Origin of the sequence: Leifsonia sp. YAF41 (assembly GCF_052113185.1) — a bacterium.
Lineage (GTDB): Bacteria > Actinomycetota > Actinomycetes > Actinomycetales > Microbacteriaceae > Cryobacterium.
Genome location: NZ_JBFRCS010000007.1, coordinates 69,687 through 85,819 on the forward strand (window position 1 = coordinate 69,687; position 16,133 = coordinate 85,819).

Below are 16,133 nucleotides of genomic sequence, written 5' to 3' on the forward strand. Positions count from 1 at the left end.
GGGCGTTACGGCAGACTGGAAGGATGAGAGGAGGACGGATACGGCGTTGGCTGCGCGATTGGAAGTTCGTGGCTGTCGAGGCCACGGCATCCGTCGTTTCCGTCGTCCTGTTCTGCCTCGGCCTCACGCTCCTGCCGCTCATGATCATCACGGGCGGGGTGCTGCTGCTGCCCGAGGCCGTGAAGGCGCTGCACTGGTGGAGCAACATCGCCCGTCGACGCATCGGCCTCCGCCGGGGCGAGCAGATCCTCGTTTCCTCCGCCGCGCTCCCGCCGGGGTCCACGATCGACGAGCGCCTGCGCTTCGCCTGCTCCCGCGCCGCGGGCCGAGACGCCGTCTGGCTCACGGTGCACGCCCTGCCCGTGTTGTTCGTTTCCCTGACCACCGTGCTGCTCCCGCTCGGGGTCGTCAACTCGCTTGCCGTCCCGTTCTACTGGCAGCTCGCCCCGGCCGACGATCCCATCACATCCCCGTACCCGGTGACGTCGTGGGAGATAGCGGCCACGGTGCCGCTCGTCGCCGTCGTCTACGCGCTCATCTGCTGGGCACTGATCCCCGCGGTTGCACGGCTGCTGACGCGGGTCTCGGCACGGTTGCTCTCAGCGCCGCCGAAGACGCTCCTCGCGGGGCGGGTGGATGCCCTGACGTTGAGTCGCGCCGCAGCCCTCGACGCGCACGCCGCCGAGCTGCGTCGCATCGAACGCGATCTCCACGACGGCGCGCAGAATCGTCTGGTCAGCGTCGTGATGATGCTCGGCATCGCCGAACGGGCGATGGAAACCGGGACGACCGATGCCCTCCCGCATCTGCGGCGTGCCCAGGATGCGGCGACGGATGCCCTCGCCGGCCTCCGCAGGACCGTGCACGACATCTACCCGCCGATCCTCGACGAACTGGGGCTGGACGGCGCGCTTGCCTCCCTCGCCGGGCGGAGTGTCGTCCCGTGCACCATCGAGATCGACGACGTGCGCCGGGTTCCGGCGGCGGTCGAGTCGGCGAGCTACTTCGTGGTGGCGGAGGCGCTGACGAACGTCAACAAGTACAGCCGGGCATCGCATGTCACGGTGCGGGTCTCGCGTGATGGCGAGCGGCTGGTGATCGACGTCGAGGACGACGGGGTCGGCGGCGCACGGGAGCGGCCGGGCGGCGGTCTGGCCGGCATCCGTCGCCGCGTCGAGGCATTCGAGGGGAACCTGTCGGTGACCAGCCCGCTCCACGGGCCGACTCGACTGAGGACGGAGCTACTGTGCGGATCGTGATCGCCGAGGACGACACCCTGCTGCGGGAAGGGCTCGCCCTGCTGTTGCGCAGCGAGGGCTTCGACGTCGTTGCGGCGGTCGACAACGGCGAGGAGTTCCTCGAGCATCTGGATGAGGCGGATGTGGCGGTGCTCGACGTCCGGATGCCGCCGACGTTCACCAACGAAGGCCTGAAAGCGGCTGTCGAGGCTCGGACCCGTCGCCCCGGATTCCCCGTGCTGGTGCTCTCGGCGTACGTCGAGGACCGTTACGCCGGCGAGCTGATCGCCGGGGGCGCGAACGGTCTCGGCTACCTGCTCAAGGAGAGGGTCGGCAAGGTGGCCGCATTCATCGACACCTTGCACCGGGTTGCAGCGGGCGGCACCGTGATGGACCCCGAGGTCATCTCTCAGCTGATGAGCCGGCGCCGCGCCGACGACCCCGTGCAGACGCTCACGCCGCGTGAGCGCGAGGTGCTGGGTCTGATGGCGGAGGGGCTCGACAACGCCTCCATCGCTGGGCGCCTGTTCGTCACCGAGACGGCAGTGAGCAAGCACATCGGGAACATCTTCGCGAAGCTCGGCTTGGCCTCCAGCGACAGCGGCCACCGTCGCGTCCTTGCCGTCCTCGCCTACCTGCGAAGCTGATCCACGCGCGTCTTGGCACCTCATGGAGGCGCGGCACTGGTCGGCGCGCGCGAAAGGCGCCTCCCCCGACATCCGGGGGGAGGATGTCGAAGGAGGCGCCGCTTGTGGATCGCCTGACGGCGATGCGAGGTGGTGGGTCTAACCCATGCCCTCCAGCTGGTCGGTTTCAGTGTTGCCGATGTTCAGGATCACCTCTGGGCGCTTCTTCGCCAGGTAGACGTACCAGCCGATGGCCGCGAGCATCACCACGAGGAAGATGTACGGGATGACGTTCAGCGGGTAGGCGGGAACCGGGTAGACGTTCGCAATGAACACGTAGATCATGCTCAGCGTGGCGATCGTGGCCGAGATCCAGACGAGCACGTTCGGGATCTTCTCCCGCTTTGTGTAGATCACACAGGCGATCGCCACCAGCGAGTAGGCGACCATGTAACCGTAGGTGCCGAAGGTGTCGACGTACACGGTGATGTCCATGGGGTGCACGTTGGAGACGAGCAGGATGATGTCCAGCACGATCGCGGCGGGGCCGGCGACGAGCAGCACGCGGTGCGGGGTGAGGTGGCTCTCGTGGGTGCGGCCGAAGCGCTCGGGCACGACGCCTTCCTTGCCCATCACGTAGATGATGCGGCCGACGACGTTGAGCGGTGCGACGACGACGGCGAAGAACGAGGCGCCGACGCCGAAGGTGATCAGGAAGGCGAACCAGCTCGGCAGGCCGATCTGCGTGGCGATGTCTTCAAGCGGGCTGGCACTGGTGGCCAGGGCATCGCCGAGCACGACGAGCTGCGTGTACGCGGCAAAGACATAGAGGATGCCGACCGTGACGGCACTCCACATGATGGCGCGGGGAATCGCGGTGTACGGGTTCCGGGCTTCGCGACCCAGGGCATCCGCCGAGGAGAACCCGACGAAGCCGAGAATACCGAGCACCATGCCGGTGGCAACGCCAGACAGCGGCACGCCGGTCAGGTCGAACAGCGACGGGTCCCATGCCTTCGGGCCGGCCCAGACCAGTGCCAGCACGAGCAGCAACAGCACGATGCTCACCGAGACCAGCTCGAGCACCAGCGAGACGCGGGCGGAGATGCGGATGCCGCGGATCGTGAACAGGGTGGCCAGCCCACCGAGCACAATGGCGAGCACCACCTGGGCGCCGACCCCACCGGCGGGGATGCCGAGAAGGATCAGGAACTGGCTCATGTATGCGATCGAGCCGCCGAGCGACCCGGCGGCGATGCCCCAGCAGCCGATGATCAGCGCGACACCGGCCAGGTAGGCGCCGAACGGGCCGAGGCCCTTCGACACGTAGGTGTAGAGCGAGCCGGCCGACGCGTGACGCTTGGCGAAGGTGGCGACGCAGTAACCGACACAGAGGATGACAATGGTCGCCAGGATGAACGAGAGCAGGGTGCCGTTGCCGGCGCCGATGAAGATCGCGGCGGCGGTGAACGCGATGACCGCGGTCGGCGCGATGTTGGCGATGGCCTGAGCGGCAAGCTCAGGCCCGCTCATCACGCCGCGACGGAGACCGGCGTCGACGGGGGGCGACTCAGCCTTTCGCGAACTGCGGGTGGTTGTAGACATGAACGAACTCTCCTATGAGTCGGGGGAACGGGAGGGGTGGTTCTGACGCGGGGGAACGTCAGGGGATGAGCAGGGTGCGCAGTGCGCCGCCGAACTCGAGGTCTTCGAATGCCTGGGCCGCCTCGGCCAGCGGACGACGCCCCGACACCAGCGGGTCCAGCTTGAGCTGGCCATCCATGTAGCGGTCGACCAGGGCGGGGATGTCGATCGAGGGGCGCACGCTGCCGTAGTTGGAGCCCAGGATGCGCTGGTCGGCTTCGGCGAGCACGAGCGGCTCGAACGAGGCCTTTGCGCCGGTCGGCGGGAGGCCGACGATGACGGCGGCGCCGCCGAGGCCGAGCATCTGAATGGCCTGCTCGGTGGTGGAGGTGCGCCCGATCGCGTCGAACGCGTAGTCGACGCCGTCGGGGATGAGCTCGTAGAGGGCGGCGACGGCATCCGTCCGTGACGCGTCGATGCTGTCGGTCGCCCCGAACTGTGCGGCCAGGGCGGTCTTGTCGGCGTTCACGTCGATGGCGACAATGCGCTCGGCACCGGCTAGTTTGGCGCCCTGAACGACGTTGAGACCGACGCCGCCGCAGCCGATCACGACGACCGTGGAGCCGGGTTCGACGGCGGCCGTGTTGAGCACCGCGCCGACGCCGGTCGCGACGGCGCAGCCGACGAGGGCGACCACGTCGAGCGGCGCATCATCGCGCACCTTCACGGCGCCGGAGGCCGGGACGACGACCTCTTCGGCGAACGAGGAGACTCCGAGGTAGTGGTGGATGGGTTCGCCGTCGATCGAGAGGCGGGAGGTCCCGTCGAAGAGCACGCCGTGCGGGGCGACGACGGTGGCCACCTTCTGGCAGCGGGCTTCATGGCCGGAACGGCAGTAGCGGCATTCGCCGCACGGCGGAACCCAGGAGAGCACGACGTGGTCGCCGACCGACAGGGACGTGACGCCTTCGCCGAGTTCGACGACGACGCCGGAGCCTTCGTGACCCATCACCAGGGGAGCCGGGGCGTCCCATTCGCCGCGCTTGACGTGCAGGTCGGAGTGGCAGACGCCGGCGGCGGCGATCTTGACGCGCACTTCCCCGGCCTTGGGGGCGGCGAGTTCGACGTCGATGTATTCGAGGGGCGCACCGGGCGAGCGGAAGACAACGGCCTTCATGAAATCCTCCTGGGATTGAATATCGGGATACGCCGATGTTAGGAGCGAATCTCGACGCATTCATTGCGAAAAAGTGTGAGCAATTTCTGCTTCTTCAACATTTCGTACAATTGCTTGCATGGCTCGAGACGTTTCTTCAGTTGCCCGGGTGCTCGCCGGAACGCTTGTCGGCAGCTGGGTCAGCGGCGGCGCGCCCGTTGACTCGGCGGTCCCGGCTGCGGATTTCACCGTGCACGCGCATCCGAATTTCGCGAGCCTCGTCGTCGCGACTCCGGCCGAGCTTCGCGCGCTCCTCGACCCAGCCGACCCGCGCCGCGATGCCGTGCGCCAGGCGGTTCTGGTGACCACCGAGGATTCTCGGGAACTCCGCGAGCTGATCGAAGCGTCGCGGGCGACGGCGATTCTCTGCCCCGGAGCCGACGCTCTCGTATTGCAGCCGACCCTCGTCGCACTCCTGGCCACCGACCAAGCGGCAGAAGACCGCCTCGTGACGAGTGGAACGAAGGTGCTCACCCAGGTTGCCCGTCGCGGCGGGGTGAGCGCGGTGATCGCAGAACTCGCCGCACGCATCGATGGCTGGGCTGTGCTGCTCGACGGCCAGGGGCATCCGATCGCCAGCGCCGGAGCCGGAGCCCTGCATGTGCAGGATGCGACGGCAGTGGCCTTTCGGCGGCCGGTGCGCGTACGCCACCCGGGCCTGCAGGTGCACCCGGTGGGCCCGAATGAAGACCTGACGGCGTATCTGGTGATCGCTTCCCACGAGAGGTCGATGAGCCGCAACCGCGACTTGGCCTCGCAGGCGGCGGCGCTGCTCGACCTCATTCTGCGCACCCACGACCACACCATGACCGAGCAACTCGGCCGCGAGGTCATGATCTCAACTCTGGTGTCCGGCACGCCCGCCGCCGCGGAATCCCTGCTGCAGCGGTGGGGCGTTCACGAGACATCGTTGACCGCTTTCGTGCTGAGCTCGCGGTCGAAGGCCGTCGACCTCGAACGCCTCGTCACGCGCTGGTTCGACGAGTTGGGCTGGGTGCATGTGATGACGACGGTGAACGGTCGGGTGCTCGGTTTTGTGCGTGACGACCACGTCGCCCAGATCACGGACTGGGTCGAGCGCTATGCCAGCGAGGTGCAGGTTCCGCTGCGGTGTGGCATCGGTTCGAGCGCCGGCATCGATGCCCTCGGTCGGAGCGCCTCTGAGGCACGCCAAGCGCACGACGTGGCCGTCACCGACGGCCGGCCGCTCGCCCGCTATCGCGCGCTCCCGACCGTGAAATATGTGCTCGACCGCCTCGACGACGACGGGGCGGCGCAGATTGCCAACGCCCTCGACGGGCTGCGTGGGGCGAACGGTCGGCACGGTGAGCTCACCAGTACGCTGCGGGTCTACCTGGCCGAGCACGGCTCCTGGGGTGTCACCGCGAGGCAGCTCGGCATCCATCGTCAGACGTTGACGAGTCGCATCCAGCGCATCGAGGAGCTCACCGGCTTGTCGATGTCAGACCCCGACGATCGCACGGCGGCGTGGCTGGCGATTCGGGCGATGGAGCGCTGAGCCTGCTCCTTCCAGCCCGTGTGTATCGTTGGCGCTGAGTGCGTCCCAAGGCGTTCGAATGCACCGCGCGAAATGGCCCAGATAGGATGGCGTCGAAGAGCGCAGCTATCAACCTCTGGGGGCAGATGATGGGCAAGAAGAACGAGCTTTCCGACTATCTCGAGACACTTTCACCGGCCCGTCTGACACTTTTCGAGCATCTCGCCGCAACGGTCGCCGCGGTGGGCGTACCCGATTCGATCAACTCATTCGTCTTTCTTCCCGACCAGATCGGGCATCCGGAATTCGCCGATGCCGACGTCGTGTTCTGGAAGGCTGTGGAACAGCTCTATCTGCCGCACGCCGCCTCCGACGGTGAATTGCCAGTGCTCTACTGGGGATTCCATTCCTACGATCTCCTGGCCAGACGGTCGTCAAACGGAATCCTCATCACCGATCGCACGCTCTATCTGATGGATGTCGGCAACAGCTCAGCCCAACTTGCGCTCAACACTGTCGACGTCTCCTCTATTCAGGCCGACGCACACGCACTTGCGATCGGCAGCTCCCGCATCGGACTCGACCAGATTGCACGGTTGCTCATGCCGTCAAGCCCGGCAGATTCCGCTGCCTACCTGCGCGACGTGATCGGCACGCTTCAAGGAGAGCTGGGCGCATCGTCTAGCGGTGCCGTGGCTGACGCGGCAGCCGACGCCGGCGACACCGACAACAACGTCGATCAGCTTGTGCGGGCGAGCCGTCTCAGCGAGGATTTTCTGCTTCCCAGTCGCCCGAAAGACGCGAAGAAACTCGCCAAGCTGAGCGCAAAATGGCAGCTCCCTGCCGACGAGTCGGTGCGCACATCGCTGTCGAGCGCGACCTTGGCCGGCATCTACGGACTCGCGATCACCGATCGCGCCCTGTACTCCCGGGACCTCATGGAGCCGCTTGACCGAACGGCGCTCTCCGACATCAGAGACATTGAGTGGGTCGCCGATAAGAAAGCGTTTCGAATCGCCGACGCACACTTCGTCCCCACTCTGCCCTCGATCACCGACGACAACCGCGACTACTTCATCGCCTTGCTCGGCCACCTCGTCGCTGCAGCCAGCTAGGCTGTTTGGCTGGCTAGCTGGCTAGCCTCAGCTCGTGGGGAAAGGGGTGGGGCTAACTCCTGCAATCCCGGCCAAAATCACCTCGGGAGGGCACTTTTCAGCGTGATTCCGAAGGATTGCAGGAGTTAGCCACGCGTGGAGACGGTGACTGTGAACTTGGTGTTGCGGCCGACCTGGTGGGTCGGGCCGACCATGCGGTTCAGGGCGGGGCGGTAGCCGAGGTGCGTGTTCCACACGGTCCAGAGTTCGCCGCCGGGCTTCAGCACACGGGCCGCGTCCTCGAACAGTTTGAGGGCGATTCCGGCGTGCACCGAGTTGCCGATGTGAAACGGCGGGTTCAACACGATCAGCTCGGCCGAGGCATCCTGCTGGCTCTGCAGCGCGTCGTCGCGCACGACGGTGATCCGGTCGGCCACGCCGTTCGCCTCGGCCGTGGCGCGGGCGGATGCGACGGCAGCGGCCGACTGGTCGCTGGCGGTCACGTGAAGGGTCGGGCGGGCGAGGGCGAGCGAGGTCGCCAGCACGCCGGTGCCGCAGCCGAGATCGATCGCCGTCTGAGCATCGGGCTTCATACGATCGATGAACTCGAGCAGGAAGCGAGTGCCGATGTCGATGGTGGTGCCGGCGAACGCGGCCCCGTGGGCGCAAACGGTCAGCCCGAGGTCGGCGTGCACGGCGCGGTGCGGCCATTCCGAGAGGGCTTCGGCGCTGGTCAGCGGCTGCGATGCGGTGAGCACGCGCGACTTCTGGGCTGCCAGTGAAGCGGTGACCTCGCCGAAGTGACGGCGCAGCACCTCGTTCATCGCCGGGGTCATGTGCTTGACCCGGCCGCCTGCGTAGACGCGCACCGAGGGGTCGGCGTAGCGGGCGATGTCGGCGGCAATCTCGTCGAGCGCCGAAAGGCTGCGCGGAAGCTGCATCAGCACGACGCGCGCGCCCTGCACGAGCTCTGCGCCGAGGTCGAGCGAACGATAGGCGCCGGAGAGTCCGGCTTCGGCGGCGTTTGCGGCGAGAGCAAGCTCGCCGGAGAGGGCGTCCTGATGCACCCGGATGCCGACCAGCCCGGCCTGCGCCGCGGCCCCCAGGGTCAGTGCGCCGTAATGGTCTTCGATCACGACGACGGCACCCGGCAGCTCGCCACCCGATGTGGCGGCGGCCGCTGCGGCAGCGAGGTCGTCGGCCGCCTCCGCGAGGATCAGCCGGTCGCTCGCGTCGACGGCGAACAGGTTCGTCGCCTCAACGTCGGGCCAGCGGCGCAGAAGGTCGAACGAGAATTCAGAAGTCACTTCGTCAACGCTACCTCGCGCATCCGTTGGCCAGCGCCGAGGCCGCGGAGCAGCGGGCCGACCGACCGATCTCGACCTAAGACTCACGCGTGCGCCCACATCGTCGGCCGACCGAAGTCGAGGCGACAATTTGCGCGCACGCGCGAGAAAGACGTGGGCGACACGCGTACCCGTGCGCGTGTCGCGGCACGCAACGAAAAAGCCGGCACGCGATTGAACGCGTGCCGGCTTCGTACATATGTGCCGCGAGGCTGAGTCAGAGAATCGCGCTAGCCGCGATCGAGCGGCCGCCAGACAACGATCTGATTCGAGCGGCGCATCCGGGTGCCGGCCTTCATCGAGATGACGTCACCCGCGGAGCCCGCCGCGAACACGCGACGCCCCGGACGGCTGAGCAACTCATCGGCCAGTGCCGATTCCAGCTCGCGCAGGCGGGATTCGAGCCCACGCACGCGATCTTCGAGTTCGAGAATGCGACGGATGCCTTCCAGGCTCACGCCTTCGGCACCGAGTTCCGCGATCTCCCGCAGCTTGGCCACGTCGCGCATCGAATAGCGGCGCGACTTGCCCGGGGTGCGCCCGGGGCTGACCAAACCCAAGCGGTCGTACTGCCGCAGAGTCTGCGGGTGCATACCCGCCAACTCTGCGGCCGTGGAGATCACGAAAACTCGGCTGAACTCATCCATGTCGATTCCTGTTATCCCCGCGCCTTGGCGAGAAGCTCTTCCCGGGGATTCTCTTCGGGCAGCGCTGCGGCGAGCGCCTCGAGGGCCGCTTCCGCCTCTTTCGAGAGGTGTGACGGCACGGCAACCTGCACTTCGGCGAGAAGATCGCCGGTGCCCTTCGCCGTTTCGACGCCGCGACCCTTGACGCGCAGGATGCGGCCGCTCGGGGTTCCCGGTGCCACTCGCAGCTTGACCGGTGGCCCACCGAGGGTGGGTACTTCGATCGTCGCTCCGAGCGTGGCTTCGATGAAGGTGATCGGAACAGTGACGCGCAGGTTCAGGCCATCGCGCTCGAAGACGGGGTGCTTGCGCACCGACACCGTGAGCACGATGTCGCCGGCTTCACCGCCATCCAGGCTCGGCTGGCCCTTGCCGCGCAACTTGATCTTCTGACCGTCGGCAACGCCGGCCGGGATCTTGACCTTGAGCTCACGCCCGTCCTGTGTCTGCAGGGTGATCTGATCGCCGTGGGTTGCGGTGACGAAGTCGATGGTCGTCGATGCGACAACGTCGCGCCCCCGAGTCGGTCCGCCGGCACCGCGGTAGCCGCCGGATGCGGTGCCAAACCGGCCACCGCGCCCGCCGAACAGCCCGCCGAGAATGTCGTCGTAGTCGCCGCCCTGCTGGAAGGTGTAGTTCTGCTGCCCGCCGCCGCCGAACATGCCACCGAACGAGTCGTCAAAGCCGCCCTGCTGGCCGCCACCCGTGCCGGGGGCGGTGAAGCGAGCTCCACCCCCCATGGCACGGATTGCGTCGTATTCCTTGCGCTGTTCGGGGTCAGAGAGCACCGAGTTGGCCTCGCTGATCTCCTTGAACTTTGCTTCGGATGCCGGATCACCCTGGTTGGAATCGGGGTGATACTTGCGGGCCAGTTTGCGATAGGCCTTCTTCAGCTCGGCCGGCGTGACATTCTTCGAAACACCGAGGATCTTGTAGAAGTCCTTGTCGAACCAGTCCTGGCTAGCCATCGCTCGGTACCTGAACCACAACCTTGGCCGCGCGCAGAAGCGTGGAGCCTAGGGTGTAGCCGGTCTCGACCACGTCGGCGACCGTCTCGACCGTGACATCGGCGCTCGGCTGCTGAAAAACAGCCTCGTGCACGGTGGGGTCGAACGGTTCACCGACGGTGCCGAACGGCGTCAGGCCGAGCTTCTCGACGGATGCGCGCAGCTTGGCCGCGATCGTCGCGAACGGCGTCTCGGCAACCAGGTCGCCGTGCTTCTCAGCACGGTCGAGGTCGTCGAGCACCGGCAGCAGAACGGCGACAACGCCACCGGTGAGGCGCTCGCGCTCCACCTCGCGGTTCGATTCAGTGCGCCTGCGGTAGTTGGCGTATTCGGCCGTGACGCGCTTGAGATCGGCGAGGTGCTCGGCCGACGGGTCGTTGGCCTCGAGATCTGCGGCATCCAGGATGTCCTGAACCGTCAGCTCGTCTTCCTCAATTCCCTCGGCGTCGGCCGCAGCCGAGGCGGCGCCGGTGGGCGCCCCCTCAGTTGCGTCGAACGGCTCGTCCGCCGGGTTGCCCCCTGCATTCGTGTCGTTTGCCATGGTTACTTCTTCTCTTCTTCGTCTTCGACAACCTCAGCGTCGACAACGTCTTCGTCAGAAGACGAGTCGGCCGGCTGCTCTGCGGATGCGGATGCTGCTGCCTCGTCGGCCTGGCTGGAGGCGTAGATGGCCTCGCCGAGCTTGCCCTGGCTGGCGTTCAGCTTGTCGAACGCGGTCTTCACTGCGTCGTCGTCTTCGCCGACGAGCGCGGACTTCAGAGCGTCAACGTCGCCCTGCACCTCGCTCTTGACGTCTTCGGGCAGCTTGTCCGCGTTTTCCTTGATCAGCTTGTCGATCGAGTAGGCGAGCTGCTCGGCGCCGTTGCGAACTTCAGCGGCCTCGCGGCGCTTCTTGTCCTCGGCGGCGTGCTCTTCGCCCTCGCGCACCATCCGCTCGATGTCTTCCTTGCTCAGCGAGGAGCCGCCGGTGATCTTCATCGACTGCTCCTTACCGGTGCCCTTGTCCTTGGCGGACACGTGCACGATGCCGTTGGCGTCGATGTCGAAGGTGACCTCGACCTGCGGGATGCCGCGCGGAGCCGGTGCGATACCGGTCAGCTCGAACGTTCCGAGGTTCTTGTTGTCGCGGGTGAACTCGCGCTCGCCCTGGAAGACCTGGATCGCAACGGACGACTGGTTGTCGTCGGCCGTGGTGAAGGTTTCACTGCGCTTGGTCGGGATGGCCGTGTTGCGCTCGATGAGCTTGGTCATGATGCCGCCCTTGGTCTCGATGCCGAGGCTCAGGGGGGTGACGTCGATGAGCAGAACGTCCTTGCGCTCGCCCTTCAGCACGCCGGCCTGCAGGGCGGCGCCGACAGCGACGACCTCGTCAGGGTTGACGCCCTTGTTGGGCTCCTGGCCGCCGGTCTCCTGCTTGACGAGCTCGGAGACAGCGGGCATACGGGTCGATCCACCGACAAGAACGACGTGGTCGATGTCGCTCACCTTGACGCCGGCCTCACGGATGACGTCCTGGAACGGCTTCTTCGTGCGGTCGAGCAGATCGCTCGTCATCTGCTCGAACTGAGCGCGGGTCAGCGTCTCGTCGAGGTTGGCCGGTCCGTTCTCGGTCAGCGAGAGGTAGGGCAGCTGGATGCTCGTCGACATGCTGCTCGAGAGCTCTTTCTTGGCCTGCTCAGCGGCTTCCTTCAGACGCTGCTTCGCGATCTTGTCGTTCGAGACGTCAACACCGGTGGTCTCCTTGAACTTCTTGATCAGGTGCTCAACGATGCGCTGGTCCCAGTCGTCGCCGCCGAGGCGGTTGTCACCGGCAGTGGCACGAACCTGGATGGTCGAGAAGTCGTCATCCTTGCCCACCTCAAGGAGGGAAACGTCGAACGTTCCGCCACCGAGGTCGAAGACCAGGATGAGCTCGTCTTCTTTGCCCTTGTCCAGGCCGTATGCCAGCGCGGCTGCGGTCGGCTCGTTGATGATGCGCAGCACGTTGAGGCCGGCGATCTCACCGGCTTCCTTCGTGGCCTGACGCTCTGCGTCGTTGAAGTACGCAGGAACCGTGATGACGGCATCCGTGACAGTGTCGCCCAGGTACTGCTCGGCGTCCCTCTTCAGTTTGGCGAGGATGCGGGCCGAGATCTCCTGCGGGGTGTACTTCTTGCTGTCGATGTCGACGTTCCAGTTGGTGCCCATGTGGCGCTTCACGCTGGAGATGGTGCGGTCAACGTTGGTGACGTTCTGACGCTTGGCGGTTTCACCGACGAGCACCTCGCCATCCTTGGTGAATGCAACCACCGAGGGGGTGGTGCGGAGGCCTTCGGCGTTTGCGATGACGGTGGGTTCTCCACCTTCGAGGACTGAGACGACCGAGTTTGTGGTTCCGAGGTCAATTCCAACTGCACGTGCCATGCGATTCTCCTTCAGTGTGTTTCGGTGATTCAAAATTGAGGGCCGAGAGTTGAGTCCCGGTGGCTCAAGTATGCCAGAGCGGGAAAAACGTGTCAAACCGAAACCGACAAAGTTGAGTCAACTTGACTCAACTCTCAGTTTCGATCGAATGCCCTACCCTCGAAGACCATCCGAGGCAAGGCCCGAATTGCACGAATAATCCACTTTCGGCACAAATTTCTAACGAAAGCGCAACAATTTCTGCGCATCTCTGTGGCAACAGCAAGGTCCCGACCCATAATCAGGCAATCCCGTCACAGGTTCGGGATTGGAGCGTGCAGAGTGGCGCGCAGCGCTCATCTTTTCTCCCCGCCGCGCCAACCGATGGAGGACGAGTCATGACCGGTTCAGAGATGCATCCCGCGATCGAACCCGAACCAATGCAGAAAGGCCTCGGCGACGTGACGCGCCGTTCGGTGGTCGGGTTCGCCGCAGCCGCGACCGCCGGCGTGCTGCTCACTGCGGGCGCCCGCACCTCGCCCGGAGTTCAGGGATCCCTGAACCGCATGTGGGACACGATCGTGATCGGCGCCGGCCCAGCCGGCCTTGGCGCAGCGCGCGTGATCGCCGACGCCGGCAAGAAGGTGCTCGTGCTGGAGGCGCGCAACCGCACGGGCGGCCGCCTCTGGACCGACAGCACGTCGATGACCATCCCGTTCGAGCGGGGCGCCGAGCTTGTGCACGGCAACACCGTGTCGACCTGGGACCTCATCAATCAGCAAGGCCTGCAGACCCACCGGTTCGAGAAGACCTTCGGGAAGTACAACGCCAGCGACGCGGCCTGGGTCGACGCCAGCACTTTCGAGACGTTCCATTTCCCCGAGGGCGCCCCGTCCTTCCCCGGCGGCCTCCCGGAGCCCCTCGATGGCGAGACAGCTCTCGATTGGCTGAACCGGATCGGCATTCCGCGTTCTAACTACCCGATCTCGGTGCTCGCTATCGAGGTCGATACCGAACAGTTCGACGTGCTGCCCGCCGAATTCATCTTCGGCGATGTCGAGTTCGCCCTCTCGCTGCAGGGCGAGTCGGGCCCGATGCCTCCCGAGGCGTACGGGGACTACCGCGTCATCGGCGGCTACAAGCAGGTGCTGCAGCCGCTCGCGGCGGGCATCCCCATTGTGTTGAACAGCCCGGTCACGAGCATCGACTACCGCAACAAGAACCGCGTGGAGGTGCACGTCGGCAGCGACACATACAAGGCGCGCACGATCGTCCTCGCCGTGCCCGGCGGCGTTCTGAAGAACGGCGACATCACCTTCAACCCGCCGCTGCCGGCGGCGCGCAGCGCGGCGATCCAGGAGATCAGCTACCTGTCCGTGTTCAAGGCAATTCTTGAGTTCGCGGAACCCGTGCTCCCCGTGGGGATGCCCAGCACGCCGGACTGGGACATCCTGACCCCCTTCGACATGAACCCGCCGTCGACCTGGAACGCGTCTGAGGGAACCCCCGGCTACACCGGGCAACTCGTCGTAACCTGGATGACCGGCGGGAAAGCGCAAGCGTTGCTCGACCTGCCCGAGCAGGATCGCCTCGCCGCCGCGCTCGAGACTGTGCGGGCCACAAGCGGCAAGCCGGATCTTGAGTACGTGAACGCCTCCACCTACGACTGGTCGAAAGACCAGTACGCCCGCGGCGCCTACCCCGGACCCTTCTCGCGTCGCTCCGGCCTGAACACCCCGATCAACAACACGCTGTTCTGGGCGGGCATGACCACCAGCACAGTGCACTCCTCGCGCAACTCCGGCATCGTCGCGGCGAACCAGGCACTGGCCGCGCTGGCGTAGCCGGCCGACAGTCAGTCCGGGCGGGAACGACCTGCCCGCCCGGACCGACGAGGGTGCGGCACCCGGAGCGTGAACAGCACGGCGAGAACGCGCCGAACGAGCGCACCTCCCGGGTTTCTGCACCCGCTACCCTGAGGCCATGACCGACAACTCGACGCCGGACCCCTCCGATGCGCCCCGCAACTTTCCGCCGGCCCACCTGACCCCGGCCGACGGGGCGGCGGCGACGATCGGAATTTCGACCGAGCAGATCGAAGCGGTCTCGGCGCAGGGTGCCCGCAAGGGTCGCATCTTCGCCTGGAGCCTCTGGGATTGGGGCGGATCGGCGTTCAACGCCGTCGTCACCACCTTCGTTTTCACCGTCTACCTCACGAGTGAATCCTTCGGCGGCGAAGCCTTCGTCTCGGCGCAGCTCGGCTGGACGCTCGCCATCGGCGGCCTTCTCGTCGCCGCACTCGCGCCGATCACCGGGCAACGTTCGGATGTCTCTGGTCGCCGCAAGTTCTGGCTCGCGGTCAACACGTACATCGTCGTCGCGGTCACGGCACTGATGTTCTTCGTCAAACCCGAGCCCGGCTACCTCTGGCTCGGCCTGTTGTTGCTGGTCGTCGGAACCGTGTTCTTCGAATTCGCGTCGGTCAACTACAACGCGATGCTCGCCTACGTCTCCACACCGCGCTCGATCGGCAAGGTCAGCGGATTCGGCTGGTCGATGGGCTACTTCGGTGGCATCGTGCTGCTGCTGATCGTGTACTTCGGCTTCATMAATCCCGAGGTCGGCCTGTTCGGCGTGACCGGTGACGAGGGACTGTCGGTGCGCGTGGCGATGCTCATCTCTGCCGCATGGTTCGGCCTGTTCGCGCTGCCCGTTCTGCTCGCCGTGCCGGAGTACCATGCGCCGGCGAAGGTGGCGCGCGAGAAGGTCGGGTTCTTCGCCTCGTACGCCCGCCTCGGCCGCGACATCGCCGCGCTGTGGAAGAACAGTCGGCAGACCGTCTACTTCTTGATCGCCAGCGCGGTCTTCCGAGACGGGCTCACCGGCGTCTTCGCGTTCGGTGGCATCCTGGCAGCGGGCACCTTCGGATTCTCGGCCGGCGAGGTCATCATCTTCGCGATCGCCGCAAACGTGGTCGCCGGGGTCGCCACCATCACAATCGGCCTGCTCGACGACAAGGTCGGCCCCAAGCCGGTCATCGTCGCGTCACTCGTCGGCCTGATCGTCTGCGGCCTGGCCGTGTTCATTTTTCACGACGGCGGCCAGATCGTGTTCTGGACCTTCGGCCTCGCACTCTGCCTCTTCGTCGGACCGGCGCAGTCGGCGAGCCGTTCGTTCCTCGCCCGCGTCATTCCGGCCGGGCGCGAGGGCGAGGTCTTCGGCCTCTATGCGACGACCGGCAAGGCGGCCACGTTCCTGGCGCCCACCGCTTTCGCACTTTTCGTGACCCTGGGCGGCGCACAGTACTGGGGCATCCTCGGCATCGTGCTGATCATCGCGATCGGTCTCGCCCTGCTGATTCCGGTGCACGCGAAGCAGAAGCAGCTCAGCTAGGCCGACCCTCTCGTTGGTCGAGGAGCACGCGACGCAGGAGCGCGCATCTCGAGACCACGCGAG

At 66.2% G+C, this 16,133-nt stretch carries 13 protein-coding genes; 6 read left to right on the plus strand and 7 right to left on the minus strand.

Translation table 11 applies throughout. From position 1 onward, the window contains the following. Window positions 1-23 precede the first annotated feature (23 nt). Both AB4Y63_RS08065 and AB4Y63_RS08070 read left to right on the plus strand, forming a co-directional pair. Window positions 24-1,259: a sensor histidine kinase gene (locus tag AB4Y63_RS08065; RefSeq protein WP_441790537.1), complete on the plus strand. Its 1,236-nt coding sequence runs from the start codon at window positions 24-26 to the stop codon at window positions 1,257-1,259. Further along, window positions 1,247-1,885, plus strand: a complete 639-nt coding sequence (locus AB4Y63_RS08070; RefSeq protein ID WP_441790538.1) for a response regulator — start codon at window positions 1,247-1,249, stop codon at window positions 1,883-1,885. The genes AB4Y63_RS08065 and AB4Y63_RS08070 overlap by 13 nt, the downstream gene beginning before the upstream one ends. Before the next feature lie 138 nt (window positions 1,886-2,023). Here the strand turns inward: AB4Y63_RS08070 and AB4Y63_RS08075 are convergent, their stop codons facing one another. Together AB4Y63_RS08075 and AB4Y63_RS08080 are read right to left on the minus strand one after the other, a co-directional pair. Next, a complete protein-coding gene (locus AB4Y63_RS08075) occupies window positions 2,024-3,469 on the minus strand; it encodes an APC family permease (protein ID WP_441790539.1) in 1,446 nt (481 codons plus the stop codon). Window positions 3,470-3,527: 58 nt separating this feature from the next. After that, window positions 3,528-4,625, minus strand: coding sequence for an alcohol dehydrogenase catalytic domain-containing protein (locus tag AB4Y63_RS08080; RefSeq protein ID WP_441790540.1), 1,098 nt, complete (start codon window positions 4,623-4,625; stop codon window positions 3,528-3,530). A 118-nt stretch (window positions 4,626-4,743) separates the two neighbouring features. Here AB4Y63_RS08080 and AB4Y63_RS08085 point away from each other — a divergent pair, with 118 nt between their 5' ends. Beyond that, window positions 4,744-6,183 (plus strand): PucR family transcriptional regulator, encoded by a 1,440-nt coding sequence (locus tag AB4Y63_RS08085; protein ID WP_441790541.1) that lies wholly within the window; start codon window positions 4,744-4,746, stop codon window positions 6,181-6,183. Between the two features lie 86 nt (window positions 6,184-6,269). Next, the gene (locus tag AB4Y63_RS08090; protein WP_441790542.1) at window positions 6,270-7,277 is read left to right on the plus strand and encodes a hypothetical protein; all 1,008 of its coding nucleotides are present in this window, start codon (window positions 6,270-6,272) and stop codon (window positions 7,275-7,277) included. A 125-nt stretch (window positions 7,278-7,402) separates the two neighbouring features. Here AB4Y63_RS08090 and AB4Y63_RS08095 read toward each other — a convergent pair whose 3' ends face one another. The 5 genes from AB4Y63_RS08095 to dnaK form a co-directional block, all read right to left on the minus strand. After that, on the minus strand, window positions 7,403-8,563 hold the full coding sequence (locus AB4Y63_RS08095; protein ID WP_441790543.1) for a class I SAM-dependent methyltransferase: 1,161 nt from the start codon (window positions 8,561-8,563) through the stop codon (window positions 7,403-7,405). 269 nt (window positions 8,564-8,832) lie between these two features. Next, window positions 8,833-9,249: a heat shock protein transcriptional repressor HspR gene (locus tag AB4Y63_RS08100; RefSeq protein WP_441790544.1), complete on the minus strand. Its 417-nt coding sequence runs from the start codon at window positions 9,247-9,249 to the stop codon at window positions 8,833-8,835. A gap of 11 nt (window positions 9,250-9,260) precedes the next feature. Beyond that, window positions 9,261-10,256, minus strand: coding sequence for a DnaJ C-terminal domain-containing protein (locus tag AB4Y63_RS08105; RefSeq protein WP_441790545.1), 996 nt, complete (start codon window positions 10,254-10,256; stop codon window positions 9,261-9,263). After that, entirely contained in the window at window positions 10,249-10,836 is a 588-nt protein-coding gene (locus tag AB4Y63_RS08110; RefSeq protein WP_441790546.1) for a nucleotide exchange factor GrpE, read from the minus strand. Before AB4Y63_RS08110 ends, AB4Y63_RS08105 begins: the two co-directional genes overlap by 8 nt. A 2-nt stretch (window positions 10,837-10,838) precedes the next feature. Further along, a complete protein-coding gene (dnaK, locus tag AB4Y63_RS08115) occupies window positions 10,839-12,698 on the minus strand; it encodes a molecular chaperone DnaK (protein ID WP_441790547.1) in 1,860 nt (619 codons plus the stop codon). Window positions 12,699-13,075: 377 nt separating this feature from the next. Between dnaK and AB4Y63_RS08120 the strand changes: the two genes are divergently transcribed. Further along, the gene (locus tag AB4Y63_RS08120) at window positions 13,076-14,521 is read left to right on the plus strand and encodes a flavin monoamine oxidase family protein (protein ID WP_441790548.1); all 1,446 of its coding nucleotides are present in this window, start codon (window positions 13,076-13,078) and stop codon (window positions 14,519-14,521) included. A gap of 139 nt (window positions 14,522-14,660) precedes the next feature. Then, window positions 14,661-16,070 carry an MFS transporter gene (locus AB4Y63_RS08125; RefSeq protein ID WP_441790549.1) on the plus strand — a complete coding sequence of 470 codons (1,410 nt, stop codon included), beginning with the start codon at window positions 14,661-14,663 and terminating at the stop codon, window positions 16,068-16,070. The last annotated feature ends 63 nt before the right edge of the window (window positions 16,071-16,133 follow it).

Coding starts and splice junctions, on each gene's coding strand:
- AB4Y63_RS08080 (WP_441790540.1), bottom strand. CDS start 4,625: ATGAAGGCCGTTGTCTTCCGCTCGCCCGGTGCGCCCCTCGAATACATC.
- dnaK (WP_441790547.1), bottom strand. CDS start 12,698: ATGGCACGTGCAGTTGGAATTGACCTCGGAACCACAAACTCGGTCGTC.
- AB4Y63_RS08065 (WP_441790537.1), top strand. CDS start 24: ATGAGAGGAGGACGGATACGGCGTTGGCTGCGCGATTGGAAGTTCGTG.
- AB4Y63_RS08090 (WP_441790542.1), top strand. CDS start 6,270: ATGGCGTCGAAGAGCGCAGCTATCAACCTCTGGGGGCAGATGATGGGC.
- AB4Y63_RS08075 (WP_441790539.1), bottom strand. CDS start 3,469: ATGTCTACAACCACCCGCAGTTCGCGAAAGGCTGAGTCGCCCCCCGTC.
- AB4Y63_RS08085 (WP_441790541.1), top strand. CDS start 4,744: ATGGCTCGAGACGTTTCTTCAGTTGCCCGGGTGCTCGCCGGAACGCTT.
- AB4Y63_RS08105 (WP_441790545.1), bottom strand. CDS start 10,256: ATGGCTAGCCAGGACTGGTTCGACAAGGACTTCTACAAGATCCTCGGT.
- AB4Y63_RS08120 (WP_441790548.1), top strand. CDS start 13,076: ATGACCGGTTCAGAGATGCATCCCGCGATCGAACCCGAACCAATGCAG.
- AB4Y63_RS08100 (WP_441790544.1), bottom strand. CDS start 9,249: ATGGATGAGTTCAGCCGAGTTTTCGTGATCTCCACGGCCGCAGAGTTG.
- AB4Y63_RS08110 (WP_441790546.1), bottom strand. CDS start 10,836: ATGGCAAACGACACGAATGCAGGGGGCAACCCGGCGGACGAGCCGTTC.